The 25,021-nt window shown below is 70.8% G+C and carries 24 protein-coding genes; 10 read left to right on the top strand and 14 right to left on the bottom strand.

The window, feature by feature from the left end:
- Positions 1 to 114 precede the first annotated feature (114 nt).
- Positions 115 to 387, top strand: coding sequence for a BldC family transcriptional regulator (locus T398_RS13460; protein ID WP_496447097.1), 273 nt, complete (start codon positions 115 to 117; stop codon positions 385 to 387).
- A gap of 102 nt (positions 388 to 489) precedes the next feature.
- Here T398_RS13460 and T398_RS13455 read toward each other — a convergent pair whose 3' ends face one another.
- The 4 genes from T398_RS13455 to T398_RS13440 form a co-directional block, all read right to left on the bottom strand.
- Positions 490 to 1,119 (bottom strand): UbiX family flavin prenyltransferase, encoded by a 630-nt coding sequence (locus tag T398_RS13455; protein ID WP_018217207.1) that lies wholly within the window; start codon positions 1,117 to 1,119, stop codon positions 490 to 492.
- Positions 1,120 to 1,174: 55 nt separating this feature from the next.
- Entirely contained in the window at positions 1,175 to 2,155 is a 981-nt protein-coding gene (gene mqnP, locus T398_RS13450) for a menaquinone biosynthesis prenyltransferase MqnP (RefSeq protein ID WP_496447096.1), read from the bottom strand.
- The gene (locus tag T398_RS13445) at positions 2,155 to 3,615 is read right to left on the bottom strand and encodes a menaquinone biosynthesis decarboxylase (protein ID WP_496447094.1); all 1,461 of its coding nucleotides are present in this window, start codon (positions 3,613 to 3,615) and stop codon (positions 2,155 to 2,157) included. Before T398_RS13445 ends, mqnP begins: the two co-directional genes overlap by 1 nt.
- Before the next feature lie 98 nt (positions 3,616 to 3,713).
- The gene (locus T398_RS13440; protein ID WP_496447092.1) at positions 3,714 to 4,274 is read right to left on the bottom strand and encodes a carboxymuconolactone decarboxylase family protein; all 561 of its coding nucleotides are present in this window, start codon (positions 4,272 to 4,274) and stop codon (positions 3,714 to 3,716) included.
- A 29-nt stretch (positions 4,275 to 4,303) separates the two neighbouring features.
- Between T398_RS13440 and T398_RS13435 the strand changes: the two genes are divergently transcribed.
- Complete coding sequence (locus T398_RS13435; protein WP_496447091.1) at positions 4,304 to 4,813, top strand: MarR family winged helix-turn-helix transcriptional regulator; 510 nt, start codon at positions 4,304 to 4,306, stop codon at positions 4,811 to 4,813.
- Between the two features lie 34 nt (positions 4,814 to 4,847).
- Here T398_RS13435 and ccsB read toward each other — a convergent pair whose 3' ends face one another.
- From ccsB to hemL, 6 genes are read right to left on the bottom strand one after another with little or no spacing between them, the layout of a single operon-like run.
- A complete protein-coding gene (gene ccsB / locus T398_RS13430; protein WP_496447089.1) occupies positions 4,848 to 5,843 on the bottom strand; it encodes a c-type cytochrome biogenesis protein CcsB in 996 nt (331 codons plus the stop codon).
- Positions 5,843 to 7,480 (bottom strand): cytochrome c biogenesis protein ResB, encoded by a 1,638-nt coding sequence (resB, locus tag T398_RS13425; protein ID WP_496447087.1) that lies wholly within the window; start codon positions 7,478 to 7,480, stop codon positions 5,843 to 5,845. The genes ccsB and resB overlap by 1 nt, the downstream gene beginning before the upstream one ends.
- The gene (locus T398_RS13420) at positions 7,480 to 8,337 is read right to left on the bottom strand and encodes a cytochrome c biogenesis CcdA family protein (protein ID WP_496447085.1); all 858 of its coding nucleotides are present in this window, start codon (positions 8,335 to 8,337) and stop codon (positions 7,480 to 7,482) included. The genes resB and T398_RS13420 overlap by 1 nt, the downstream gene beginning before the upstream one ends.
- Complete coding sequence (locus tag T398_RS13415) at positions 8,337 to 8,912, bottom strand: TlpA family protein disulfide reductase (protein ID WP_496447083.1); 576 nt, start codon at positions 8,910 to 8,912, stop codon at positions 8,337 to 8,339. The genes T398_RS13420 and T398_RS13415 overlap by 1 nt, the downstream gene beginning before the upstream one ends.
- Positions 8,912 to 9,565, bottom strand: a complete 654-nt coding sequence (locus tag T398_RS13410; RefSeq protein ID WP_496447081.1) for a histidine phosphatase family protein — start codon at positions 9,563 to 9,565, stop codon at positions 8,912 to 8,914. Before T398_RS13410 ends, T398_RS13415 begins: the two co-directional genes overlap by 1 nt.
- Positions 9,565 to 10,902: a glutamate-1-semialdehyde 2,1-aminomutase gene (gene hemL, locus T398_RS13405; RefSeq protein WP_496447079.1), complete on the bottom strand. Its 1,338-nt coding sequence runs from the start codon at positions 10,900 to 10,902 to the stop codon at positions 9,565 to 9,567. Before hemL ends, T398_RS13410 begins: the two co-directional genes overlap by 1 nt.
- A 137-nt stretch (positions 10,903 to 11,039) precedes the next feature.
- On the opposite strand from hemL, the gene T398_RS13400 reads away from it, so the two are divergent.
- The gene (locus T398_RS13400; RefSeq protein WP_496447077.1) at positions 11,040 to 11,363 is read left to right on the top strand and encodes an STAS domain-containing protein; all 324 of its coding nucleotides are present in this window, start codon (positions 11,040 to 11,042) and stop codon (positions 11,361 to 11,363) included.
- Between the two features lie 3 nt (positions 11,364 to 11,366).
- On the opposite strand, the gene T398_RS13395 is transcribed toward T398_RS13400, so the two are convergent.
- Both T398_RS13395 and T398_RS13390 read right to left on the bottom strand, forming a co-directional pair.
- A complete protein-coding gene (locus T398_RS13395; RefSeq protein ID WP_180200694.1) occupies positions 11,367 to 11,924 on the bottom strand; it encodes a response regulator in 558 nt (185 codons plus the stop codon).
- The gene (locus tag T398_RS13390; RefSeq protein ID WP_496447075.1) at positions 11,921 to 15,463 is read right to left on the bottom strand and encodes a HAMP domain-containing protein; all 3,543 of its coding nucleotides are present in this window, start codon (positions 15,461 to 15,463) and stop codon (positions 11,921 to 11,923) included. Before T398_RS13390 ends, T398_RS13395 begins: the two co-directional genes overlap by 4 nt.
- 181 nt (positions 15,464 to 15,644) lie before the next feature.
- Here T398_RS13390 and T398_RS13385 point away from each other — a divergent pair, with 181 nt between their 5' ends.
- Both T398_RS13385 and T398_RS13380 read left to right on the top strand, forming a co-directional pair.
- On the top strand, positions 15,645 to 17,753 hold the full coding sequence (locus T398_RS13385) for a SpoIIE family protein phosphatase (protein WP_496447073.1): 2,109 nt from the start codon (positions 15,645 to 15,647) through the stop codon (positions 17,751 to 17,753).
- A 60-nt stretch (positions 17,754 to 17,813) separates the two neighbouring features.
- On the top strand, positions 17,814 to 19,916 hold the full coding sequence (locus T398_RS13380) for a S9 family peptidase (RefSeq protein WP_496447071.1): 2,103 nt from the start codon (positions 17,814 to 17,816) through the stop codon (positions 19,914 to 19,916).
- Here the strand turns inward: T398_RS13380 and T398_RS13375 are convergent.
- Entirely contained in the window at positions 19,913 to 20,857 is a 945-nt protein-coding gene (locus T398_RS13375) for a threonine ammonia-lyase (protein WP_496447070.1), read from the bottom strand. The two genes, T398_RS13380 and T398_RS13375, sit on opposite strands and share 4 nt — an antisense overlap.
- A gap of 44 nt (positions 20,858 to 20,901) precedes the next feature.
- Here T398_RS13375 and T398_RS13370 point away from each other — a divergent pair, with 44 nt between their 5' ends.
- The gene (locus T398_RS13370) at positions 20,902 to 21,102 is read left to right on the top strand and encodes a hypothetical protein (RefSeq protein WP_496447068.1); all 201 of its coding nucleotides are present in this window, start codon (positions 20,902 to 20,904) and stop codon (positions 21,100 to 21,102) included.
- A 242-nt stretch (positions 21,103 to 21,344) separates the two neighbouring features.
- Here T398_RS13370 and T398_RS13365 read toward each other — a convergent pair whose 3' ends face one another.
- Positions 21,345 to 22,607, bottom strand: a complete 1,263-nt coding sequence (locus T398_RS13365; protein WP_496447210.1) for an MFS transporter — start codon at positions 22,605 to 22,607, stop codon at positions 21,345 to 21,347.
- 182 nt (positions 22,608 to 22,789) lie between these two features.
- On the opposite strand from T398_RS13365, the gene T398_RS13360 reads away from it, so the two are divergent.
- From T398_RS13360 to T398_RS13345, 4 genes are all read left to right on the top strand, one after another.
- Entirely contained in the window at positions 22,790 to 23,473 is a 684-nt protein-coding gene (locus tag T398_RS13360; protein ID WP_496447066.1) for a FadR/GntR family transcriptional regulator, read from the top strand.
- Positions 23,474 to 23,555: 82 nt separating this feature from the next.
- Positions 23,556 to 23,801 carry a hypothetical protein gene (locus T398_RS13355; protein ID WP_496447064.1) on the top strand — a complete coding sequence of 82 codons (246 nt, stop codon included), beginning with the start codon at positions 23,556 to 23,558 and terminating at the stop codon, positions 23,799 to 23,801.
- 29 nt (positions 23,802 to 23,830) lie between these two features.
- Positions 23,831 to 24,187: a hypothetical protein gene (locus T398_RS13350; protein ID WP_180200657.1), complete on the top strand. Its 357-nt coding sequence runs from the start codon at positions 23,831 to 23,833 to the stop codon at positions 24,185 to 24,187.
- Between the two features lie 78 nt (positions 24,188 to 24,265).
- Positions 24,266 to 24,985, top strand: a complete 720-nt coding sequence (locus T398_RS13345) for a PP2C family protein-serine/threonine phosphatase (protein ID WP_496447063.1) — start codon at positions 24,266 to 24,268, stop codon at positions 24,983 to 24,985.
- Positions 24,986 to 25,021: the final 36 nt, after the last annotated feature.

The raw sequence follows: 25,021 nt of genomic DNA, 5'->3' as shown, positions 1-25,021 counted from the left end.
ACACGACTGGCTGCCGGTGCTGTAATTGCCATACGTCCCTCATGACGGCTCTGGGCTCGCACCGCCGGGGGCAGTGTGTTCAGCCGGGGGCTTCGTCGATGCGAGGAGGGGGCTGTGGACACTGGAGATCGCCTGCTGACACCGGGTGAGGTCGCCGCGCTGTTTCGGGTGGATCCGAAGACTGTCACCAGGTGGGCGGCGGCTGGCCGGATAGGCAGCATCCGAACTCCGGGCGGGCATCGCCGATTTCGAGAATCCGAAGTTCGGGCCCTGCTCGAGGGCGAGGGAATGCTGGACGAGGCGGAGGGGATGGAGCGACCGAACAACACTGGCCCCGCCGCCCCGACCGGCCCTGGACCTGGCCCGGCCAACGCCGGGATGTACTGAGGCGGTGGCCGGCGGCTGATCGCCGCCCGCTCCGGGACGCGCCACCGCCAGCTCGGGAACGCGCCGACACCGCCAGCTCGGGAACGCGCCGACACCGCCAGCTCAGGAACGCGCCGCTCCCAACTCACCCGCCCAGCGCCGGAAGAGCGTGTGCGGCACGCCCAGGGCGTCCAGCACCTTACCGGCGACGAAGTCGACCAGCTGGGCGGCCGAGGCATCCGCTCCCGCACCGTAGAAACCGGGGCTGGCGGGCAGCACCACCGCACCGGCGTCGTGCAACGCGATCAGGTGCTCCAGGTGGCTCCGAGTCACCGGTGTCTCCCGGGGCACGACGACCACCGGGCGGCGCTCCTTGAGGTTGACCTCGGCGGCGCGTTGCAACAGGTCCTTGGAGAGCCCGATGGAGATCCCGGCACAGGCCGCCGTGCTCGCCGGGACGACCGCCATCCCGCGCGCCCGGTAGGAGCCACTGCTCGGCCCGGCGGCGAGATCGCCGGCCGGCCAGTGCCGAAGATCGGCTCCGCTCAGGTCGCGCCCCAGCCAGGCGGCGAGGTCCTCCGCCCAGTGCCCGTCCCGAAACGACCGCCCGGTCTCGTCCAGGATGGTCAGCCGGGCCGCCCGGGACACGATCAGATCAACGGCTTCGCCCGCGTCAAGTAGGGCCCGCAGGACAGCAGCCGCGTACGGCGTGCCGGACGCTCCGGAGACACCAACCACCCATGGTTCACGCATGGTCCCAGCCTGCCTGGTCACCCGCGACCACCGACGGGCACCCCCGGTTCCCTGGTCAGGGCCGCAGCCCGAGGCGTACCACCAGGTCAAGCAGGGCGAAGCCGAAGAGCGCGATCCCGACGAAGCCGTTCGCGGTGAAGAAGGCCCGGTTGACCCGGCTCAGGTCGGTCGGGCTCACCACCACGTGTTGGTAGGCGAAGGCGACCGCGGTCAGCGCCAGCCCGATCCACCAGAGCCAGCCGAAGCCGATCAGGGCGCCGAACCAGACGAAGAGCACGAAGGTCACCACGTGCGCGACGGTGGACGCGTGCAACGCGAACCGCAGCCCGTACCGGGCCGGAACGCTGTGCACGCCGATCTCCCGGTCCACCTCGGCGTCCTGACAGGCGTAGATCAGGTCGAAACCGCCGATCCACAGCCCAACCGCCACCCCGAGCAGCCAGGCCGGCCCGGAGCCGGCGAAGGTGCCGGTCACCGCGAGCCACGCACCGACCGGGCCGACCGCCTGCGCCACCGCCAGGACCGCGTGTGGCCAGTTGGTGAACCGCTTCGCGTACGGGTAGCCGACCAGCGGTACGACCGCGAGCGGCGCCAGCACCAGACAGAGGGGGTTCAGCAGCGCGGCAGCGACCAGGAAGACCGCCAGGGCGACGCCCGCGCCAGCCCAGGCCGTACGCAGACTGACCGCCCCGGTCACCAGTTCCCGGTTGGCGGTGCGCGGGTTCAGCGCGTCGATCCGCCGGTCCAGGATCCGGTTGGCGGCCATCGCGAACGTCCGCGCCCCGACCATCGCCACGGTGATCAGCAACAGGTCGAGCCAGCGAACCTCACCGCCGTTGACCTGCATCGCGGTCAAGGCGGACAGGTAGGCGAAGGGCAGCGCGAAGACGGAGTGCTCGATCGCCACCAGGTCGAGGAACGCCCGGATCCGCCCGCGCGGTTCCGCGCTGGCCGATGCGGCGCTGGCCGATGCGGCACGGGCCGATGCGGCACGGGCCGAGACGGCGCGGTCCCGCGGATCGGAGGAGCCGGACATCAGATGCCGTACTCCTTCCAACGCTTGTCGACCAGCGACACCACCTCGGGGGACATGGTCATCTCCTCGGGCCAGCCCCGGGTGTAGCCCTCGCTGGGCAGCTTGCGGGTGGCGTCGACGCCGGCCTTGCCGCCCCAGAACTGCTGGTACGAGGCGTGGTCCAGGTGGTCCACCGGGCCTTCGGTGAGCAGCAGGTCCCGGGCGTAGTCCACGTTGCCGAAGGCCCGGAACGCGACCTCGTTGTAGTCGTGTACGTCGCAGTCCTCGTCCACGACCACGATCAGCTTGGTCATCGACATCAGGTGCGCACCCCAGATCGCGTTCATCACCTTCTGCGCGTGCTTCGGGTAGCGCTTCCGGATCGACACGATCGCGCAGTTGTGGAAGACCCCGGCGGCCGGCAGGTCGTAGTCGACGATGTCCGGGATGAGCAGCTTGAGCAGCGGCTGGAAGATCCGCTCGGTGGCCTTACCCAGGCCGTGGTCCTCCTGCGGCGGCTTCGAGGTGACGATCGAGTGGTAGACCGGGTTGCGCTGCATGGTCATCGTCTCGACGTGCAGGACCGGGAACGGCTCGACCGGCGTGTAGTAGCCGGTGTGGTCCCCGAACGGCCCCTCGGGCAGCCGCTCACCCGGCTCCAGGTAGCCCTCGAGCACCACCTGGGCGTGCGCTGGCACCTGGAGCGGGACGGTCAGGCAGTCGACCATCTCGACCCGCTCCCCACGCAGAAAGCCCGCGAACAGGTACTCGTCGATGTCGCCGGGGAGTGGGGCGCTCGCGGCGTACGAAATCACCGGGTCGCAGCCGATGGCGATGGCGACCGGCAGCCGCTGGCCGAGCCGCTCCGCGACCGCGTGATGGGCGGTGGAGTCCTTGTGGATCTGCCAGTGCATGCCGAGCGTGTTCCGGCTGTGTTGCTGCAGCCGGTATAGGCCGAGGTTACGGGCGCCGGTCTCGGGGTGCTTGGTGTGGGTCAACCCGAAGTTGTGGAAGACCCCGCCGTCGCCGGGCCACATCTGCAGGCCGGGCAGCCGGTTCAGGTCAACGTCGTCGCCCCGGTACACCACCTGCTGGCAGGGGGCGGTCTTCACCTTGCGCGGCGGCACCGACTTTAGCTGCATGACCTTGCCGAGGCCCTCCCGGATACCACTCCAGCCGACCGGCAGTTCCGGCCGCACCAGCGCACCGATCCGCGCCCCGATCTCGTCCAGCGACTCGACGCCGAGCGCCATCGCCATCCGCTTCTCGGTGCCGAACAGGTTGATCGCCACCGGCATCTCGCCTCGGGTCGGCTGCTCGAACAGCAGCGCCGGCCCTCCGGCGCGAACCGTGCGGGTGACGACCTCGCTCAACTCCAGCGACGGATCCACCGGGACGTCCACCCGCCGTAGCTCACCCGCGCGCTCCAGCGCCGCCAGGAAGTCCTTCAAGTCGGAGTACGGAAAGCCACGAGCCGCCATGCCCGCAAGTCTCCCCCACCCCCCGGCTCACCACCCCAGCCGGGGTGCGGGAACGGGTTTTGATCAACGCAACGGGCTGCGCGCATGGCGTCCCAACGTCAGGGAGCCGGCTTCCAGGCATACTGTGCTACCGGCGGGTCGAGCGGCGCGCGGGTGAGCCGGTTGGCGAAGGTGGAGATGGTGTAGGCCCCCACCCCGAGCACCACGTCGAGGGCATGCCGGGGCTGGTAACCAGCCGCCAGAAAGGCGGAGAGCTCCGCGTCGGGCACCGCGCCCTGATAGTCGAGCACGGCTTGGGCGAAGCACCGGAGCGCCTCCAGCCGACTGTCGGACAGCCGGGTGCCGGCCCGCAACGCGCTGATCAACTCGGGTGCGGCGCCGCTCTCGGTCAGGATGGCCGTGTGCATGGCGACGCAGAGATGACACTCGTTGCGGGTGGCGACGGTCAGCACGACCACCTCCCGCTCAACCGCGGTCAACCCACAGCTCTGGTAACTGCGGTTGACGGTCAGGAATCCGCTGAGCAGTTCCGGGGACTCGGCCATCAGACCTACAGCACCGGGCAGGTGGCCGAGGGCGCGGTGGACACCGGCCATGGTCGTCCGGGCGGCCGCGGGCGCGGTGTCGAGGGTGTGGGTGGTGAAAGCGGGGTGAGACACGACGATTCTCCTCGCGTACAATAGTCAACGTGGTTGACCAAACCGTAAACCAGGTTGTCGAACATGGCAACGATGATCCGGAACGGCCCGGCTTCCTGCTCCCCCTGCTACTCCTGGCCGGGTTCCGTACGCTCATCGATGACCTGCACGCCGAGCTGGCCCGGCAGGGGCACCCCGACCTGCGTCCGATCCACGGTTTCGCGCTCCAAGCCGTCGGCCCCGACGGCACCACCGCCTCCCAGCTGGGCCAGCGGCTGGGGGTCTCCAAGCAGGCAGCCGGCAAGACGGTGGACCGGCTGGTAGCCCTCGGCTATCTCGAACGCGCCGACGACGCCCGCGACGCCCGCCGAAAGCTGATTCGACTGACCCCACGCGGAGCCGACGGACTACGCCGGTCGGCGATCGTCCTCGACGAACTGCGACAGCGCTGGGTCGACAACCTCGGCGCGGAACGGGTGGCAGCCCTGGAAAACGATCTGCGTGCGGTCACGCCGAACAACTGGTGGCGGCTCGACGGGCCGGGCTGGTTCGCCGGCTAGAAAGAGCCACCCGTCGTCAGCACCGATCAGGTGATCAGTCGAGGCCGCCGTAGGAGTGCAGCCCCTCGAAGAAGATGTTCACGCCGAAGAGGTTCATCAGCACGGTGAGGAAGCCCAACACCGCGAGCCAGGTGGCCACGTTCCGCCGCACGCTCGGGGTGGCCCGGGCGTGCAGGTAGCCGGCGTAGACCACCCAGGAGATGAATGCCCAGGTCTCCTTCGGGTCCCAGCCCCACGCCCGACCCCACGCCGCCTCGGCCCAGATCGCGCCGGCGATCACCGCGAAGGTGAAGATCGGGAAGGAGAAGGCGTGCAGCACGAAGGTCAGCCGCTCCAGGGCCGCCGCGGCCGGCATGCGCTTCGCCAACAGGTAGGGGAAGCTGCGCCGGCCCTGCTCGTAGCCGGCCCGCATCAGGTAGGCGCAGGCCGGCACCACACCGAGCAGGAAAATGCCGGAGCTGAAGACGATCGTGGCGACGTGAATGATGAACCAGTACGAGTTGAGCGCCGGCACCAACGGCACGATCGGGGTGTAGAGCAGCAGCTCGGCGGTGGCCACCAGCAGCACCATCACCAGCGTCAGGAACAGCCCGAGCCGGCGCAGTGAGGGGCGCTTCCAGAGCACGACGAACCAGGCGGCGACCCCGATGAAGGAGACCGTCAGCACGAACTCGTACATGTTGCCCCAGGGCATCCGATCGGCGGCGATTCCGCGGGCGATCAGCGCACCGAGGTGCAGCAGGGCGGCCAGCACGGTCACCGCGACCGCGCCCACGCCGGCCGCGCGAGCCCGCGCGGCGGTGCGCTGAGCGGCGGTGTCAGCACGGGCGGCGGTGTCAGCACGGGCGGTCGACTTCGGCCCGGAATCCGCACCACCGGCTGATCCAACACCCGCGCCGACCAGCTCGCGGGCGGGCGGGCCGACGCGAACGCGGGCGTTGCCCAGCGCGTACTCGACGGCGTGCACGACCATCGCGACCAGGTAGGCCAGGATCGAGAAGGTCACCAGCTGGTCGGAGAGTTCGGACATCACTCGGCTCCTACTCGCGCTCCGGCCGGCCCGTCAGGATCGGCCCGCCGGCCGGCTCCGCTGACCGCCGCCACGAGCCGGGTGAACTCGTCGGCGAAGCCGGGATGGTCGACGCGCGGCAGACCACCGGCGTCGACCAAACTACTACCGGGCGTCGAAGATTCACCCGCGGGGTCAGCCGGGCGCACCCGGAAGAAGACCCGTCGGCGGCGGCCGAAGAGCGAGCCCATCAGGCCCAGCAGCAGCGTGCCGGAGCTGATTAGCAGCAGCGTCGAGCCCGGGTCGTGCCGCACCGACAGGACGATGTACGGCTCGGTGCCGAGGAACTCCAGCGTGGTGTCGTCGTCCAGGGTCCAAACCTCACCGACCTGAAGCAGCTTGGTGCCGACCTCCTTGACCCGGCCGGCGTCGACCTGCCGCTGGTCCAGCTCGTACACCGAGCCGGGGATACCAGCATCCAGCCCCAGATTGCCCCGGTACGCGACGAGATTGAGCAGTGGATTGCGCTCGGTCGGGAACTCCGACCGGACGAACGGAGCCTGCTGCGGGGCGGTCGGCAGGTACAGACCGGTGAAGGCCACCTGGAGCTCCGGGTCCCGCTCACCGGTGTCCGGGTCCACGTTCGCGTCCGGGAAGGCCGCCATTCCCTCGCTGGTCAAGCCAATGTCTCCGACATCCAGGAAGGGGTTCGGGCTGGTCTGGCTCCGCCCGAACCGGTCGGTGTAGCGGACCACCGGGGCGTACCCGTGGCCGAGCAGGTAGACGTTCGCCCCGTCCAGCCGCAGCGGCGAGTTCACCGAGAACTCCGCCGGGCGGGGGGTGCCGCCGTCCTCGTCCACGGTCACCTTCGCGTTGAAGAACTCCGGCTGGCCGTTGGACTCCAGGAACCTCGCCTCGAAGTCGTCCAGCTGCAGGCAGAACCGGGGCAGATCGGCGCCGGCCACCTGGGGGCCGAACGACGTCTCGGCGTACTGCTGCTGCGTGTTGCAGAAGGCGTTGTCCGCGCCGGCGACCAGGATGCGGTTACCACTCCAGCCGTACCAGGAGCCGAGGGCGACAGCGACGAGCACCACCACCAACGAGGCGTGGAAGAGCAGGTTGCCGGTCTCCTTCAGGTAGCCCTTCTCGGCCGACACCTCGTCGCCGCGTACCTCCACCCGCCAGCGGTGCCGGCGCAGCGCGGCGGCGATCGCCGCCGCGCCACCGGCCGGGGCCGCGAAGACGGTGTACTGGGGCAATCGGTCCAGCCGCTTCGGCGCCGCGGGGGGCTTGGACCGCAGGGCGCGGACGTGGTCCCGCAGCCGGGGCGTGATGCAACCGACCAGCGAGGTGAAGAGCAACAGGTAGATGGCGGAGAACCAGACCGAGCCGAACGCGTCGAAGGCGCCGAGCCGGTCCAGCACCGGCGCCAGATCGGGGTACGCGACGAAGTAGTCCCGGACGTCCTCGGGGTTGACGCCGCGCTGCGGCAGCACCGACCCGGGAATCGCGGCGATCGCCAGCAGGAAGAGCAGCACCAGCGCCGTACGCATGCTGGTGAGCTGCCGCCACGAGTTGCGCAGCAGCGCCAGTACCGGGTTGGGGCGGCGCCGGGAGGTCTCGCCCGGCGGCGCCGGCCGGTCGTCGGTGACCGTCATCAGATGCTTACCTGCCCCGTCCCGAAGGTGGTCTGCAGCAGGGTCACGAAGCTGGTCCACCCACCGGTGACCAGCGCGAGGCCGATCAGGACCAGCAGTCCGCCACCGATCCGGGTGACCCACCTGCTGTTACGACGTACCGCCTGGAAGACCCCGAGCAGGCGGTGGAACCCCAGCCCAAAGAGGACAAACGGCACCCCCAGCCCAAGGCAGTACGCCACGGCCAGTACCACCGCCCGGTTGGTCTGCCCCTCCACGAGGGCCATGCCCATCACCGCACCGAGGGTCGGGCCGGTGCAGGGCAGCCAGCTGAGTGCGAAGACCGCGCCGAGCACGGGCGCGCCGAGCAGTCCGGCGGCCGGCAGCCGTTGGATACGCAGCTCGCGCTGCAGCCCCGGGACCACGCCGAGGTAGCCCAGTCCGAGCAGCACCACCACGCCGCCGATGACGATCTCCAGCGTCCGCTCGTGGGCGAAGAGGACCTGGCCGACCGTGGTGACCAGGACCGCGGTGACGGTGAAGACGGCGGTGAAGCCGGCGATGAACAGCAGCGTGCCGGCGAGTACCCGGCCCTTGACGGCCGCGGTCCCCAACCGGGCGGTCCGTTCCCGCACCGCGACTGCCCCGGCGGTGGCACCCGGGTCTCCCCCGGCCACCGGCGGCGTGCGGCGGGAGTCGTCGCCCGCTCCCCGACCTTCCAGGTCGGCGCCGGCCAGGCCGGTCACGTAGGAGAGGTAGCCGGGCATCAGCGGCAGGACACACGGGGACAGAAAGCTGACCAGCCCGGCCAGCGCCGCCGTGCCGATGGCGAGCAGCAGTGGGCCGGACTGCGCGATCTCCCGGAACGTCTCGCCCATCAGTGGCCGCCGGTCGAGGCGGGCGACTCCGCGGCGACCCGCTCGACGATCGGTTGAAGCCCCTCCTGCCGGACGGCGGCCCGGATCACCGCCGCGATCCGCCCGTCCCGGTCCAGCACAACCGTCGCCGGGATGGTGTTCGGTGGGATGTCCAGCTCCAACGCCAGCCGGCTGCCGGGATCGAAGATGCTCGGGTAGGTGACCCGGCCCTCCTCGAAGGCGATCGCCTTGTCCCGGATGTCCTGCACGTTGATGCCGAGGAAGGTCACCCCGGAGTCCTTGGTGGCCTGGTAGGTGGCCTCCAGGTCATCGGCCTCCGCTCGGCAGGGCGCGCACCACGAGCCCCAGAAGTTGACCACCACGACCTGCCCGCGGTCCTGCGCCACGTCGTAGCTGCCCCCTTCGAGCAGCTCACCGGCGAGCTCGGGCGCGGCAGAACGCTGATCCGGAGCGCACTCGATCACGCCGTCGGAGTTGGTACCGCAGGCCTGCCCCCAGTCCGGGGTGGCGCAGGCGGCGAGCACCACCGCGACCAGGGTGGCGAGCAGACCGGCGGCCCACCTCCGGACAGTCATCAGGCCCCCTTGGCGGTCCGAGCCGTCGACGACATCGCGATCAGGTGGGCGGCCGGCTCGGAGTAGCCGATCCCGACCACCTTCGACCCCTCGAAGTGAAAGGTGGTGAGGCTGGCCAGCCCACACTGCCGCTTGCGCGGGTCGTGCCAGAGGCGCTTACGCTCGACAAACCGACGCAGCGTCCAGATCGGCAGCTGGTGGGAGACGAGCACCGCCTCCCGCCCCTGCGCAGCCTCCCGAGCGGCCTGCAGGGCGGCGAGCATTCGCTCCGCGATGGCGCGGTACGCCTCGCCCCAGGAGGGGGTGACCGGGTCCCGCAGCACCCACCAGTTACGCGGGTCGCGGAACGAACCGTCGCCCGGCGAGACCTTCTTACCCTCGAACCAGTTCGCGCTCTCGATCAACCGCTCGTCGACCCCGATCGGGATCCCGAACTGCGCGGCGATCGGCTCGGCGGTCTGCTGGGCACGCTCCAGCGGGCTGGCGACGACGTGCACCACCTCCCGCTCGGCGAGGCCCTGCGCGGCGGCCTTCGCCATCTGCACGCCCAGCTCCGACAGGCGGAAGCCCGGCAGCCGCCCGTACAGGATGCCCTCCGGGTTGTGCACCTCACCGTGCCGCAGCACGTGGACCACAGTCGTACTCACCGTCACTACCCCCCGTGACCTGCCGCGGCTGTCGCTGCCGCCGCCGCTGGCAGCGCCGCGGCGATCTGCTCCAGGGCGGCATCGTCAATCGCCGTCGAGACGAACCACGACTCGAAGGCGCTCGGCGGCAGGTAGACGCCGGCCGCCAGCATCGCGTGGAAGAACGCCCTGAACGCGGGCACCTGCTGGGCGCTCGCGGTGGCGTAGTCGAAGACGTCGGCGCCGGTGAAGAAAATGGAGAACATGCTGCCGGCGGAGGACAGCCGGTGCGGCACTCCGGCGGCGGCGAGCGCCTCGCTGGCGAGCCGGCCCACGACGGCGGCCGTCTCGTCCAGCCGGCGATAGCAGGCGTCGTCGGCGAGCCGCAGCGTGGCGAGCCCGGCCGCGCAGGCGAGCGGGTTACCGGAGAGGGTGCCGGCCTGGTAGACCGGACCGGCCGGAGCCAGCTGGGACATGATCTCCGCTCGGCCGCCGAAGGCGGCCGCGGGGAGGCCGCCCCCCATCACCTTGCCGTAGGTCCAGAGGTCGGCGGCGCAGGGGTCGAGGCCGTGCCACCCGGCGCGGGAGACCCGGAAGCCGGTCATGACCTCGTCCACGATCAGCAGCGCGCCGTTCGCGTGGGCGAGGGCGGCGAGGCGCTGGTTGAAGCTGTCACGGGGCGCGACCACGCCCATGTTGCCGGCGGCGGCCTCGGTGATCACCGCGGCGATCTGCGGGCCCTCGGCGGCGAAGACCGCCTCGACGGCGGCGAGGTCGTTGTACGGCAGCACGATGGTGTCCCCGGCCGCCGCGCCGGTCACGCCCGGTGAGTCGGGCAGGCCGAGGGTGGCCACACCGGAACCGGCGGCGGCGAGCAACGCGTCCGAATGCCCGTGGTAGCAGCCCGCGAACTTGATGATCCGGGTACGGCCGGTGTAGCCCCGGGCCAGCCGGATCGCCGACATGGTCGCCTCGGTCCCCGAATTGACCAGCCGTACCTGCTCGACGGGCGCGCGGTCAACGATCTCCGCTGCCAGCTCCACCTCACCCGGGGTGGGGGCGCCGAAGCTCGTGCCGAGCGCGGCGGCGGAGCGAAGGGCCTCCACCACCGCGGGGTGGGCGTGCCCGAGGATCATGGGGCCCCACGAGCAGACCAGGTCGACGTAGCGCCGCCCGTCGGCGTCGTAGAGCCACGGCCCCTCCCCCCGGACGATGAAGCGCGGGGTGCCGCCGACGGCACGGAACGCGCGGACAGGGGAGTTCACCCCGCCGGGCACCAGAGCGCAGGCGCGGTCGAACAGGGCCTCGGAGGCCGGCGCGGCGGCCGGGTAGCGGCCGGGTCCGGCAGGGAAAACGTCGGTCACGATGTCGCCATTGTGTCAGCGTCGGTGGGCAGACCGGCAGGCCCCCCGGGGACCCACGGGTTATCGCCACACCGCGGCCGGGGCCGCGGCAGCTCACCGTCATGGGCGGCGTCAGCCGGCCGCGTTAGGCTGACCGGGTGGATCGTGCCGAACTGTCCATCACGTTACACCGGTTGGGGGACGAGGTTGTCCTTCGCCTCGCCGGTGAGATCGACATGATGACGGCCGCGCAGCTCTCCACCATTGTCAACGAGGTGTTGACCGAACCGCCCCCACGGATTGTGCTGGACCTGGCGGCGGTCACCTTCTGCGACTCGCAGGGCCTGGGCACGCTGGTCGTGCTCAGCCGCAAGACGAGTCACTCCCAGAGCCTGCTGGTCCTCACCAACGTGGCCGAGTTCCTGCGCCGCGTCCTCGACGTCACCGGCCTGCGTAGCGCCCTGATGATTCGCGACGACTGATTCTCAGCCGGTGTTGCCCCAACGGGCCTGCTCCAACAGGCCGATCGCGCGCTGCACCGCCGCCGGGTCGGTCTCGGCGCGAAGCAGCGCGGTGGCCTCGTCAATGGCGTCGGTCAGCAGTCGCCGCTGGGTCTCCCGCTCCTGGAGCAGGGTCGACTGCGCGGTGAGCTGCCCGGTCTTCACCCACAGGTCGACGAAGACCGACACCTTGGCCCGCAGCACCCACGGGTCGAACGGCTTGGTGAGGTGGTCCACCGCGCCGGCGGCGTACCCGCGCATGGCCAGCTGGGCGTCCTGGTCCGCGGAGGTGAGGAAGATGATCGGCACGTGTCGGGTTCGTTCCCGCCGCTTGATGTGGCTCGCCGTCTCGAAGCCGTCCATCTCCGGCATCTGGGCATCCAGGAGGATCACCGCGAAGTCGTCAACGAGGAGCCGCTTCAGCGCCGCCTCGCCGCTCTCCACCGCCACCGACTGGACCTGGAGCCCCTGCAGGATCGCCTCCAGGGCCGTCAGGTTCTCCCGCCGATCGTCCACCAGCAGCGCCTTCGCCAGCTGCGTCATGGGCTCTCCTTGCTCCGACCTCCGCCGATCCAGGACGAGATGAGCTCGATCAACTCGTCCAGGTCAACGGGCTTGGTGATGTATCCGCTGCCCCCGGCCGCCAGCGCCGACTCCCGATCACCAGGCATCGCCTTCGCGGTCAGGAAGACGATCGGGAGGTCGGCGAAGCGATGGTTACGCCGGATCTGCCGCGTCGTCTCGTATCCGTCCTGATCGGGAATCATGGCATCCATCAGTACGATGTCCGCCTCTGGATGCTCGGCCAGCAGGCGTACGCCGTCGGCCCCGTTGTCCGCGTACAGCACGGTCATCCCGTGCAACTCCAAGGCGCTGGTCAGGGCGAACACCGTACGCACGTCGTCGTCCACGATCAGCACGGTGGCGCCGGCCAGCTGGCGGGTCACCGTCGCCTCGGCGGTGGTGGTGGGCAGCAACTCCACGGCGGGCATCAGTAGCGACGACGGGAGACCAGCCCGGCCAGGTGAGGGCGGTGCCGGCGCCACGACCGCATCCGGGGCCAGGACATCGGGGAGGAAGAGGGTGAAGGTCGAGCCCTGCCCGGGCACCGCTGAGACGCCGATCGCGCCACCCAGCAGCCGGGCCAGATCCCGACTGATCGACAGGCCCAGGCCGGTTCCCCCGTACCGGCGGCTGGTCGTGCCGTCGGCCTGCTGGAACGCCTCAAAGATGATCGACAGCTTGTCGTCGGAGATGCCGATCCCGGTGTCCATGACGGCGAAGGCGACCACCTGCCGCGCGTTGGTCAACGCCGGCACGTCGAAGACTGCCGACTCCGGCGCGGGGGCGATCCCCAACCGCACCGACCCGGTGTCGGTGAACTTCATCGCGTTGGCGAGCAGGTTCCGCAGGATCTGCTGCAGCAGCTGCACGTCGGTGACGATCTCCTTCGGCAGTTCCGGGCTGACCCGGACCTCGAAGTCGAGGCCCTTCTCCTCCGCCTGCGGGGCGAACGCCTGCTCGACATAGCCGCGGACCTCGGTGAACTGAAGCTCAGTCGGCTCGACGTCCGTCCGACCAGCTTCAATCTTGGACAGGTCCAGAATGTCGTCGATCAGCGTGAGCAGGTCGGTGCCGGCATTGTGGATGGTCCGGGCGAACTCGATCTGTTTCGGGCTGAGGTTCTGCTCCGGGTTCTGCATCAACAGCCGGGCCAGCAGCAGCAACGAGTTCAGTGGCGTACGCAGCTCGTGGCTCATGTTGGCCAGGAACTCCGACTTGTACGCCGAGGCGCGGGTGAGCTGCTGTGCCGTCTCCTCCAGGCCCAGCCGGGCCAGCTCGACCTCCCGGTTCTTGGTCTCGATGTTGCCCTTCTGCTCGGAGAGGAGCTTCGCCTTCTCCTCCAGCTCCGCATTCGTCCGCTGCAGTTCGGCCGACTGCTCCTGCAGCTCGTGGGCCAGCCGCTGCGACTGGGCCAGCAGCTCCTCGGTACGCCGGTTCGCCTGGATGGTGTTGACCGCGACGCCGATGGTGAGAACGAGCCGTTCCAGGAAGGAGAGGTGCAGGTCGGAGAGGGCGGTCACGCTGGCGAACTCGATCACGCCGAGCAGCTCGCCCTCGAAGATGACCGGTAGCACCACCAGATCAGCCGGTGGGGTGTCCGCGAGCCCGGAGCGGAGCCGGAGCGGGCTCTCCACCGACCCGCTGGCCCGGATCGTGCGCCGAGACAGCGCCACCTGACCGACCAGGCCCTCGCCGGGGCCGAACGTCACGTCCTGCCCACGAGCGACGTAGCCGTACGAGGCGGTAAGCCGAAGCCGGAAGTTCCCCTCGGCGTCATCCACCAGGAAGAACGCGCCGAGCTGCGCGTCCACCAGCGGCGTCACCTCCATCATGATCATGCGGCAGACCTCGCCGAGATCCCGCTGCCCCTGCAGCAATCCACCGATCCGGGCCAGGTTGGAGTCCAGCCAGCCCTGCTCGGCATTGACCGTGGTCGTCTCGCGGAGCGCCCCGATCATCTGGTTGATGCTGTCGGTAAGCTCGGCGACCTCCCCCTGCGCCTCGACCGCGATCTGCTGGGTCAGGTCGCCGCGGGTCACCGAGGTGGAAACCTCGGCGATGGCGCGCAGCTGAATGGTCAGGGTGGAGGCGAGCTGGTTGACGTTCTCGGTGAGGTCCCGCCAGGTCCCGGCGACGCCCTTCACCTGGGCCTGACCACCCAGCTTCCCCTCGGTACCCACCTCCCGGGCCACCCGGGTCACCTCATCGGCGAACGACGACAACTGATCCACCATCGTGTTGACGGTGTTCTTCAACTCCAGAACCTCGCCCTGCGCATCAACCGTGATCTTCTGCCCCAGATCACCCCGCGCGACCGCCGTCGACACCTGCGAGATGTTGCGGACCTGGCTGGTCAGATTGCCGGCGAGCTGGTTGACGTTCTCGGTGAGGTCCCGCCACGTTCCGGAGACCCCCTTCACCTGGGCCTGACCACCCAACTTCCCCTCGGTACCCACCTCCCGGGCCACCCGGGTCACCTCATCGGCGAACGACGACAACTGATCCACCATCGTGTTGACGGTGTTCTTCAACTCCAGAATCTCGCCCTGCGCGTCAACCGTGATCTTCTGCCCCAGGTCACCCCGCGCGACCGCCGTCGTGACCGAGGCGATGTTGCGCACCTGCGAGGTCAGGTTCGACGCCATCGAGTTCACGTTGTCCGTCAGGTCCCGCCAGGTCCCGGAGACCCCCTTCACCTGGGCCTGACCACCCAACTTCCCCTCGGTACCCACCTCCCGGGCCACCCGGGTCACCTCATCGGCGAACGACGACAACTGATCCACCATCGTGTTGACGGTGTTCTTCAACTCCAGAACCTCGCCCTGCGCATCAACCGTGATCTTCTGCCCCAGATCACCCGTCGCCACCGCGGTCGACACCTGCGAGATGTTGCGGACCTGTGCGGTCAGGTTCGACCCCATGGTGTTCACCGAGTCGACCAGGTCCTTCCAGGTGTCGGCAGCGCCCCGAACGTCGGCCTGACCGCCCAACTTCCCCTCGACGCCCACCTCCTGCGCCACCCGGGTCACCTCGTCGGCGACGGACGACAACTGATCCACCACGGTGTTCACCGTGCGCCCGATGCGCAGATACTCCCCACGCAGCGGTCGGTCGTCCAGCTCCAACGCGACGTGCTGGGAGAGATCGCCCCTGGCGACCGCCGCGATCACCCGCGCGATCTCGATGGTCGGGCGCCCGAGGTCCTCGATGAGCGAATTGACCGCCTGCTGCCCCTCCGCCCAGCAGCCATCCAGCTCCTCGTCGTCCAGGCGTTCGGCGAGTCGCCCGTCTCGGCCCACGATCCGGCTGATCCGGCGCAGGTCGTGGTACTGCCGTTCCTGGAGCGACACCACCTCGTTGAAGGCGTCCGCCAACTCGCCCGCCCGGCCCGACCGGTGCGGCAGCCGGACCTTGAGATCGCCGTGGCGAACGCGCTGCAGCGCCTCGGTCAGCTCGATGAGGACCGCATCGGGGTCCGCCGCGGACGGCTCAGTCGCCGGCTGCTTCGCCGTGGTCATCATTCCTCGCTCAGCTCGGGGCCGCCTGCTGCCGGCAGGCCGGACCTCCCACTATTGTGCCCAGCACCGGGTAGGCGCCAGACCGACGCGACGTGAGCTGGCACCGGCGGCAGGCTGACCAGCGTCGGCCCTCCGCCGGTTCCGGTTGGCGCCCATCACGGCAGCGGTGGAGGATACGGGGGTGTCAGCGGAGAGGGGGCCCGTGCCGACCGAGGACCGGGACGAGCACATCCGGCGGGTCCGGCTTCCCGCCGACCCCCGGACGCCCGCCGCGGCGCGCGCGCTCGTCCGGTCGCTACTCACCGAGGTGGACCTGGCGGAGCTGACCAACGAGGCGCTCCTGCTCACCACCGAGCTCTCCACCAACGCGGTGGAGCACGCCCGCACCGAACTGGACCTTGAGGTCATCGCCGACCGAAGCGGGCTCACCGTCACCGTCTCCGACTTCGCCCGCGGGCCGGTCGAGGAGCTGACCGTCGGCGTTCGCAACGAGAGCAGCGACGTCGCCGAACGGGGCCGGGGCCTGCTCCTGGTCGACCACTTCGCCAGCCGGTGGGGCACCACGTATCTGCCCGCCGGTAAGGGTGTCTGGTTCCGGCTCGACCGGTCCGACGCCCTCGATCACCCCGGCCGGCTCCCGGGCACCGCCGGGCCGACCACGGCGGTGACCGGTGACCAAGCCGCCAGCGAGGGCAGCTTCCCGCCGAGCGCCGCGGCGATTAGCGAGCTGATGCAGACCGCGCCCGACCCGTACGCGGAGGACTCCCTGCCGGAGTTCGCGACCAGCCTGTTGGCCCGGGTGGCCGAGATGGTGGGCGCGGCCGGCGGCCTGGTCCGGCTGGACCGGGGCGACGGGCAGGGACCGCAGCTACTGGCCCGCTACGGCCGGCAGCCCCGGGTCGACAACGATCTGGTCCGGGTGCCGCTGACCGTGCACCGGCCGTACGTCGGCGAGTTGGAGCTGGACGCGGCACCGTCCGCGTACGCCCAACCGCTGGCGGTGTTGATGGCCGAGCGGCTCTCGCTGCACCTGGAGAACGACCGACTACACCGGGCCGACCTGCGCCGGCAGGCCTGGCTGACCTTCCTCGCCGAGGCAAGTGAGCTGCTCGCCCAGTCGCTCGACGTCGAGTTGACCATGGCGCTCATCCCGCAGCTCGTGGTGCCCCGCCTGGGGCAGTGGTGCGCGGTACACACCAGCGATGGGTGGGGGCGGCTGCGCCTGGCGGCGGCCACCCACGCGGACGAGTCGATGCTGCCCCAACTGCACGCCGTACTGGCGGAGACCGGGCCGGACTCGGTCCAGTCCCGGCTGTGGGAGGCCTCCCGCAAGGGCACCCAGCTCCCGCTCGGCGCACCGACCGAGGGCTTCGCCGTCCCGCTGATCGCCCGCGGCCAGCGGCTCGGCACCCTCGCTGTTGGCCGACACCAGCGGCACCGGCACGACCCGGACGAGGTCGCCGTACTGGAGGATGTGGCCCGGCGGGCGGCGCTGGCGATCGAGAATGCGCGCATCCACGCCGAGCGTCGCGGGGTCGCCCAGGCACTCCAGCAGTCGCTGCTGCCGCCCGTGCTGCCGGTGGTGGCGGGGATCGGCTTCGCCGCGGAGTACGTCCCGACCGGGGACGACACGGACGTCGGCGGCGACTTCTACGACGTACTGCCGCTGCCGGACGGGCGGTGGCTGGTGGTGATCGGTGACGTCGCCGGTAAGGGAGTACAGGCGGCCGCCCTCACCGGCCTGGTCCGGGATGTCATCCGGACGCTGATCGGGGACGGCAAGCCACTGTCGGAGACGCTGATCCGGCTCAACGAGACACTGGTGGAGCGGGGCGGCGGGCGCTACTGCACTTTGGCCCTGGCCGCGGTCGGACCGGGCGCGGGTAACCAGCTGGAAGCGGGTAGCCAACTGGAAGCGGGTAGCCAACTGGAGGTCAGCCTGCACCTCGCCGGGCACGACCGGCCGGTGCTGCTGACCGCCGCCGGTGCGGCCCGGTTCGTCGGCACCGGCGGCACCGCGCTCGGGCTACTCGACTCGATCTCCTCGCCGGCCACCGAGCTCACCCTGGAGCCCGGCGAGGCACTGATCTTCTACACCGACGGGGTCACCGAGCGGCGGCGCGGGCGGGAGCTCTTCGGCGTGGACCGGCTCCGGGAGGCGACGGCGCCGCTCGCCGGCTACTCGGCGGATGTGGTGGCGGCACGGCTGCGCTCGACCGCGCTCGGGTTCTCCACCGAGACGCCCCGGGACGACATCGCGATCCTGGTCCTGCGCAACGACGCCAGCTAGCCGCGGCGGCGCGTGAGCAGGAGGGGTGGCGGGGGGCGGCCCGGCCGGTAACGTAACGCCGTGACCACCGAGACCCCAGCGCCCGTCGCCAAGCGGATGCCGACCGAGCGAACCCACCACGGCGATACCGTCACTGACGAGTACGCCTGGCTCGCCGACAAGGACGATCCCGCCACGATCGCCTACCTCACCACCGAGAACGCCTACACCGAGGCCCGGACCGCCCACCTCGCGGACCTGCGCGGGCAGCTGTTCGAGGAGATCCGCCGGCGGACCCAGGAGACCGACCTGTCGGTGCCCACCCGCAAGGGCGGCCACTGGTACTACACCCGCACGGTCGAGGGGCAGCAGTACGGGGTGCAGTGCCGCCGAGCCGTCCACGATGGCGAAACCGACCCGCCGGTCAGCCGCGCCGGTGCCCCCCTGGCCGGCGAGGAGGTGCTGCTCGACGGCAACGTGCTCGCCGCGGGGCACGACTTCTTCGCGCTCGGGGCCTTCGACGTGAGCCCGGACGGGCGTTGGCTGGCGTACTCGACCGACTTCTCCGGCGACGAGCGGTACACGCTCCGGGTGAAGGACCTCAGCACCGGGGAACTGCTGCCCGACGAGGTGCCCGGCACGTTCTACGGTACGGCCTGGTCCGCCGACGCCTCGGTGCTCTTCTACGTCACCGTTGACGACGCGTGGCGGCCGAACCGGGTCTGGCGGCACACGCTGGGCACCCCGGCCAGCGAGGACGTGGTGGTCTACCAGGAGGACGACGAGCGGTTCTGGGTCGGGGTCGAGCTGACCCGCTCGGAGAAGTTCCTCCTCATCGACATTCACAGCAAGGTGACCAGCGAGATCCTGGTCATCCCCGCCGGCAATCCGACCGGCGCCCCGGTCCCGGTGGCCCCCCGCCGCCAGGGCGTGGAGTACACGGTCGAGCACCACGGCCACCGGTTCCTGATCCTGCACAACGACGGCGCCGAGGACTTCGCTCTCGCGTACACCTCGGCTGATGCCCCCGGCGACTGGGTGCCGCTCGTCGAACACTGCCCCGGCACCCGCCTGGAGGCGGTTGACTCCTTCGAGAACCACCTGGTGGTCACGTTGCGCACCAACGGGCTGACCGGGCTGCGGGTGCTGCCGATCGGGGGCGGCGACCCGCACGACATCGACTTCCCCGAACCGCTGTACGCCGTCGGCCTGGACAGCAACCCGGAGTACCGCACGAGTCAGCTCCGGCTCCGCTACACCTCACTGGTCACCCCGGACTCGGTGTACGACTACGACCTGACCACCCGCCGGATGATTCAACGCCGGCAGCGGCCGGTGCTGCCCGGACCGGACGGCCGCCCGTACGACCCGGCCAGCTACGAGCAGCACCGGGACTGGGCGATCGCCGACGACGGCACCCGGGTGCCGATCTCGCTGGTCTGCCGGGCCGGCACCCCGCGCGACGGCTCCGCGCCGTGCGTCATCTACGGCTACGGCTCCTACGAGGCGAGCATGGACCCCTGGTTCTCGGTCGCCCGGCTCTCCCTGCTGGACCGGGGCGTCGTCTTCGCCGTGGCGCACATCCGCGGCGGCGGCGAGCTGGGCCGGCGCTGGTATGACCAGGGCAAGATGCTGGCCAAGAAGAACACCTTCACCGACTTCGTGGCCTGTGCGCGACATCTGGTCAAGGCGGGCTGGACCGCGACCGACCGGCTGGTCGCCCGGGGCGCCTCCGCCGGCGGGCTGCTGATGGGCGCGGTGACCAACCTCGCCCCGGACGCGTTCACCGGGATCGTCGCGCAGGTTCCCTTCGTTGACGCGCTGAGCTCGATCCTCGACCCGTCACTGCCGTTGACCGTCACCGAGTGGGAGGAGTGGGGCAACCCGCTGGACGACCCCGAGGTGTACGCGTACATGAAGTCGTACACGCCGTACGAGAACGTGCGGGCCGTGGACTATCCCGCGATCCTCGCGGTGACCAGCCTCAACGACACCCGGGTGCTCTACCACGAGCCGGCGAAGTGGATCGCGCGGCTGCGGGCCACCACGCCGCGGGGCGACTACCTGCTCAAGACCGAGATGGGCGCCGGGCACGGCGGGCCGAGCGGTCGGTACGACGCCTGGCGGGAGGAGGCGTTCATCAACGCCTGGCTGCTCGACCAGCTCGGCCGGGCCGGGAGCTAGTCGGCGAGCGCCGCGGCCAGCACGGCCGGCTCCACGTTGCCGCCGGTCACCACGGCAGCCGTACGCCCGGTGGGTAGCTCGGCGCGGCGGAACAGCCGGGCGGCGACCGCCACCGCGGCGCTCGGCTCCACGACGAGCCGCGCGTCGCGGACCAGCCGGCTCAGCGCCGCCCGAATCTCGTCCTCGGTGACGGTCACGATCCCGTCCAGCCGCGCCAGCAGGTGCGCGAGGGTCAGCTCGGACGGCGGCAGGCGCAGCCCGTCGGCGCAGGTCCGGTAGGTGCGCTCCTCGCCCCACGGCACCACCGACCCGGCCGCCAGCGAGTCCCGGGTGTCGGCGGCCAACTCCGGCTCCACGCCGATGACCGCCGCCGCCGGCCGCAACGCCCGGACCGCGGTCGCGACGCCGGACGACAACCCACCCCCGCCGACCGGTACCAGCACCACATCGACATCGGGCAGATCCGCCACGATCTCCAGGCCGATCGTGCCCTGGCCCGCGATGATCCGCCGGTCGTCGAAGGGCGGCACCAGCACCGCGCCGGTCTCCGTCGCGATCTGCTGCGCCGCCGGTGCCCGGCGCGGCGGTGGCACGGTCACCACCTCGACGCCGTACGCCCGGATCCGGTCGACCTTGGCCGCCGGCGCCCCCTCGGGTACAACGACCCGGCACGGCACACCGGCGGTGGTCGCCGCGTGCGCCAACGCCAGGCCGTGGTTGCCCGAGGAGTGGGTGACCACGCCGGCCGACCGCTGTTCCGCGGTGAGCCGGGCCACCGCGTGGGTCGCGCCCCGCAGCTTGAAGGAGCCGACCGGCTGCAGGCTCTCCGCCTTGAGCCACAGCTCCGCATCCCACGGAGCCCGCAGCAGCGGGGTACGGAGGACCTGGCCGGTGATATCGGCGGACGCACTCCAGATGTCGTCGACAGACACAAGCTCCATCACCTGATCCTGCCCGGTGCCGATTCCGCCTAGACTCCCGGGGCGTGAGCAGCGAACGTCCGGCCGCCAGGGGCGGGGAGGATCCGCCGACGGGCGACCGGCCCCGGCCCAGCCTGCGCATGATCGCCCGGGATCGGCGGGTCTGGGCAATCCTCGGTGTGGTCACCGCCGGGCTGGTCTGCTGCTGCGCGTCGGCCGCCGGCACCCTGTTCGCCCTCGCCGCCGGCCTCTTCACCGCCGGGTGAGCACGAGGCCGGCGGCGAGGGCCGGAATCAACCTCCTCCTGATCTGCGTAGCACCCCCTGGTGGCTACCGTTTTGCTGATGGCAGGCGCCGCCGGGCAGCACGGTGTGCTGCGCATCGTCGAGGTGCTGCATCGTCGAGGTGCTGCGGACGTACCCGTCGGTCGAGCAGGCCGTAACCCCACCGCGGCGTCACCGTGACGCCCGCGCCACCACCGTGACGCCCGCGCCGTCGCCCCGGGGCGCTACCCCTCGTCCTCGATGTAACGCGGACGGGCGATGACCAGGCCCGCGCTGGTCTGCACCGCAAGCGCCAAGATCAGAAATCCGACCGGCACGACCCAGCCACCGGTGGCCCCGTAGAGGACGCCGACGAGCAGCGGCCCCAGCGCCGCGATGAGGTAGCCGGTGCTCTGCGCGAACGCCGACAGCGCCACCGTTCCCTCCGCCGTACGCGCCCGCAGCCCGATGGTCGCGAGGACCAACGAGAAGGCACCCTGCCCGATGGCCAGCAGGGCCATCCAGAGCAGCGCGCCGCGGTACGGCGCCAGGGCCAGCCCCAGGTAGGCCAACGTTGACGCAGCGGCCAGCGACAGCACCAGCGGTCGCAGCGTTCGCAACCGGCCGGCCAGCGTCGGCATCAGGAGTGCGACCGGCACGCCAAGCGCGGTGACCCCGGCGAGCAGCAGGCCCGCAGTCGCCGGGCGGAACCCGGCGTCCCGGTACAGCTGCGCCAGCCAGCCCATGATCGCGTACCCGCTGAGGGACTGGGTGCCGAAGTACACGGCCATGGCCCAGCCGAGCCGGGTGCGCGCCGGGCGTACCCGAACGCCGGTGGTGGTCTCGGTCGGTGTCGATCGCCGCGCAACGGAGCGGGCCCGGCGGGCCAACGGCACCCATGGGAGTACGGCCAGCGCGGCCAGCCCGGCCCAGACCCCGAGCCCGATCCGCCAGGAGCCGAAGGCCTGCGCGGTCGGCACCGCCGCGGCGGCGGCCACCGTCATACCCGCGGTCATGGCCGTCGTGTACGCCCCGGTGGCAAGTCCGGTGCGGTGCGGAAAGTGCTGCTTGACCAGCAGGGGTAGGAGGATGTTCGCCACCGCGACCCCGGCCAGCGCCAACGCGCTGGTGAGGACGAAGACCAGCGCGGAGTCGGTGGCCACCCGAAGCACCTGGCCAGCGGCGAGCACCGCCATCGCCACGACCAGCACCCGAGCCGGTGCGACCCGACGAACCAGCCACGGGGTGATCGCCCCGAGCCCGGCGAACGCGATCGTCGGCAGCGTGGTTACCAGGCCGGCCATGGTTCCGGAGAGTCCGAGCCCGGTACTGACCTCGTCCAGCAGCGCACCGAGGCTGGTCACCGCGACCCGCAGGTTCGCACCGACCAGAATTATCCCGACGAGTACGAGTGCGGCTCGGCGCGCCACCTGGCGCTCTCCGACCGGCGCCGCGGCCGTGCCGTCCGGCGCCGCGGCCGTGCCGTCCGGCGCGCTCTTCGTGGCCACGTCGCCCGGAACGCCGGCCCGCGCTGTGGCAGCGCCCGGCGGGCGGGGACGGCCGGGCGCCTCCGGAAAGTTGCTCTCGCGGGGCGGGCGCGGCCTCGTCCTGGTGGAAGTCGCGGACGGTGGCGGGGTCATGCCCCCGAACCTACAATCATGGGATGAATTTTCGGCAGGAGATGTAACCAGTGCCACCCGGGGTCGAAACCACCGCCGTCCCACCGCGGGGTCAACGGGTCCAGGAGACAATCACCCAGCTCCGCGACCGGATCCTCGGCGGCGAGTGGCCGGTGGGCAACCGAATCCCGACCGAGCCGCAACTCGTCGCGGCCCTCGGTGTGGGGCGCAACACCGTTCGCGAGGCGGTCCGCGCCCTGGCGCACGCGGGGGTGCTGGAGATCCGGCAGGGCTCCGGCACCTACGTGGTGTCGGTTGATGAACTGGCCCCGGTGGTGGCCCGCCGACTCACCGACGACCGGATGACCGAGGTGGTCGAGGTTCGGCGTGCCCTCGAGGTGGAGGCCGCCCGACTCGCCGCGCTACGGCGCACCACCGCGGATCTGACGGCGCTCGCCGGCGCGCTCGCCGCCCGGGAGTCCGCGTGGCGCGGCGGACGGGTCGACGAGTTCGTGGCGGCCGATGCCATGCTGCACACCATTGTTGTCGCGGCGGCGCACAACGACATCCTCGCCGAGTTGCACGCCTCCATCGGCATCGCGATGCGCAGCACGGTCGCCGCGACGCTGGGCGAGACCCTGACACCCGATCGTTACGTGGACCACTCCCGGCTGGTCGACGCCATCCGGGCCGGCGATCCGGAGTGGGCGGCGATCGAAGCAGGCGCCTACCTGACGGCACCGCCGCCGACCTAGGTCATCCCGAAGCACACCGGCACTCGTGGAAATCCCACGGGTACCGACATCATTCGTACACCTGTTCGATAAAATCCTGGTCATGGAGCAACGAAAGCACTGGTGGAACGGGAACTGGGGACGCCTGGCCCGACGCGACGTCTTCCTCCGCGTCAACGCCGACCGGTGGCACGTCGAACAGCGCGCCGGCGGCTCGGAGGGGGTCTCCCAGTTCTACGAGTACAGCAGCATCGAGGAGGCCGAAGAGACGGTCCGGGCGCTACTCCACGGTACCGACACGTGGCGTGAGCTCTCCCCCCGCCCTCCGGGCGGCTGGGGCGGTGTTTAACGCACAGAACGGCCGGGAACGGCGCCAGCATGAACGAGCAACGTGTCCTCTCTCGGGTCACCACCGGGATGCGGGTGGTTGACGTCGCCGGTAGCGAGATCGGCACCGTGGACCTGGTCCAGCGAGACGACCCGAACGCGGTGACCGTGCAGGCACCGGCCACCGACCCGGGCAGCAGCCTGAACGAGCTGATCGAGGCCACCGCGGTGGAGGAGCCGGACGTCCCGGCCGACCTGGCGGCCCGGTTGCGCCACTCGGGCTACCTGAAGGTCTCCACCGACCGGGTCCGCACCGGGGCGGTCTACGTGCCCGCCGACCAGATCGCAGCGGTCACCGACGCGGTCCGCCTGGACGTGCCGCTGGCGGAGTTGCCCGCCGAGGAGTGACCCGCCGACCGAGACTTTCCCAACCCCCGCGCACCTGTGTAGAGACGAACGCAGGGTGTTCTTGGCAAGCTTGGTCCCATGACGTTGATCCTCCGTTCGGCCATCCGCAACGACATCGGCCTTGTCCGGAACAACAACGAGGACTCCGCCCTGGCCGGTGAGCGCCTCCTCGCAGTCGCGGACGGCATGGGCGGTCTGCCCGCCGGGGAGGTGGCGAGCGAGATCGTCATCCGAATCCTGGACGAACTGACTCCGCCAACCACCCCCGCTGCGGCCGCCGACGCGCTCCGCGCCGTGGTCAGCGCCGCCAACCAGCGCATCCACGCCGCGATCGTCGCGGATCCCGCCCGGGAAGGCATGGGGACGACGCTGACCGCCACGCTGCTCGCCGACGACACGCTGGTGCTGGCCCAGGTCGGCGACTCCCGCTGCTACCTGTCGCGCGATGGGGCGCTGAGCTTGATCACCCGGGACGACACGTTCGTACAGGCGCTGGTAGACCAGGGGGCGATCACCCCCGAACAGGCCCGGCACCATCCCCAGCGGTCGCTGGTGACCCGAGCGGTGCAGGGAGCCGGCGCTCCACCCACGATCGAGACCCTGACCGTGACCTCCGGCGACCGACTGCTGCTGTGCAGCGACGGGCTCTCCGACTATGTCGAGCACGAGGCGATCGCCGCCGCCCTGACCCAGTACGGTGACCGGCAGCTCTGCGGCGAGCAGTTGGTCAAGCTCGCCCACCAGGCCGGTGCACCGGACAACGTCACCGTCGTGGTTTCCGACGTGACCACAGCCTGAGCGATCAACCGGCGGGACGGGGCCACCCGGCGGATA

The organism is Salinispora goodfellowii (assembly GCF_059570675.1).
Note: the sequence above shows the minus strand (reverse complement) of the source record. Positions and strands in the feature narration are given on the sequence as shown.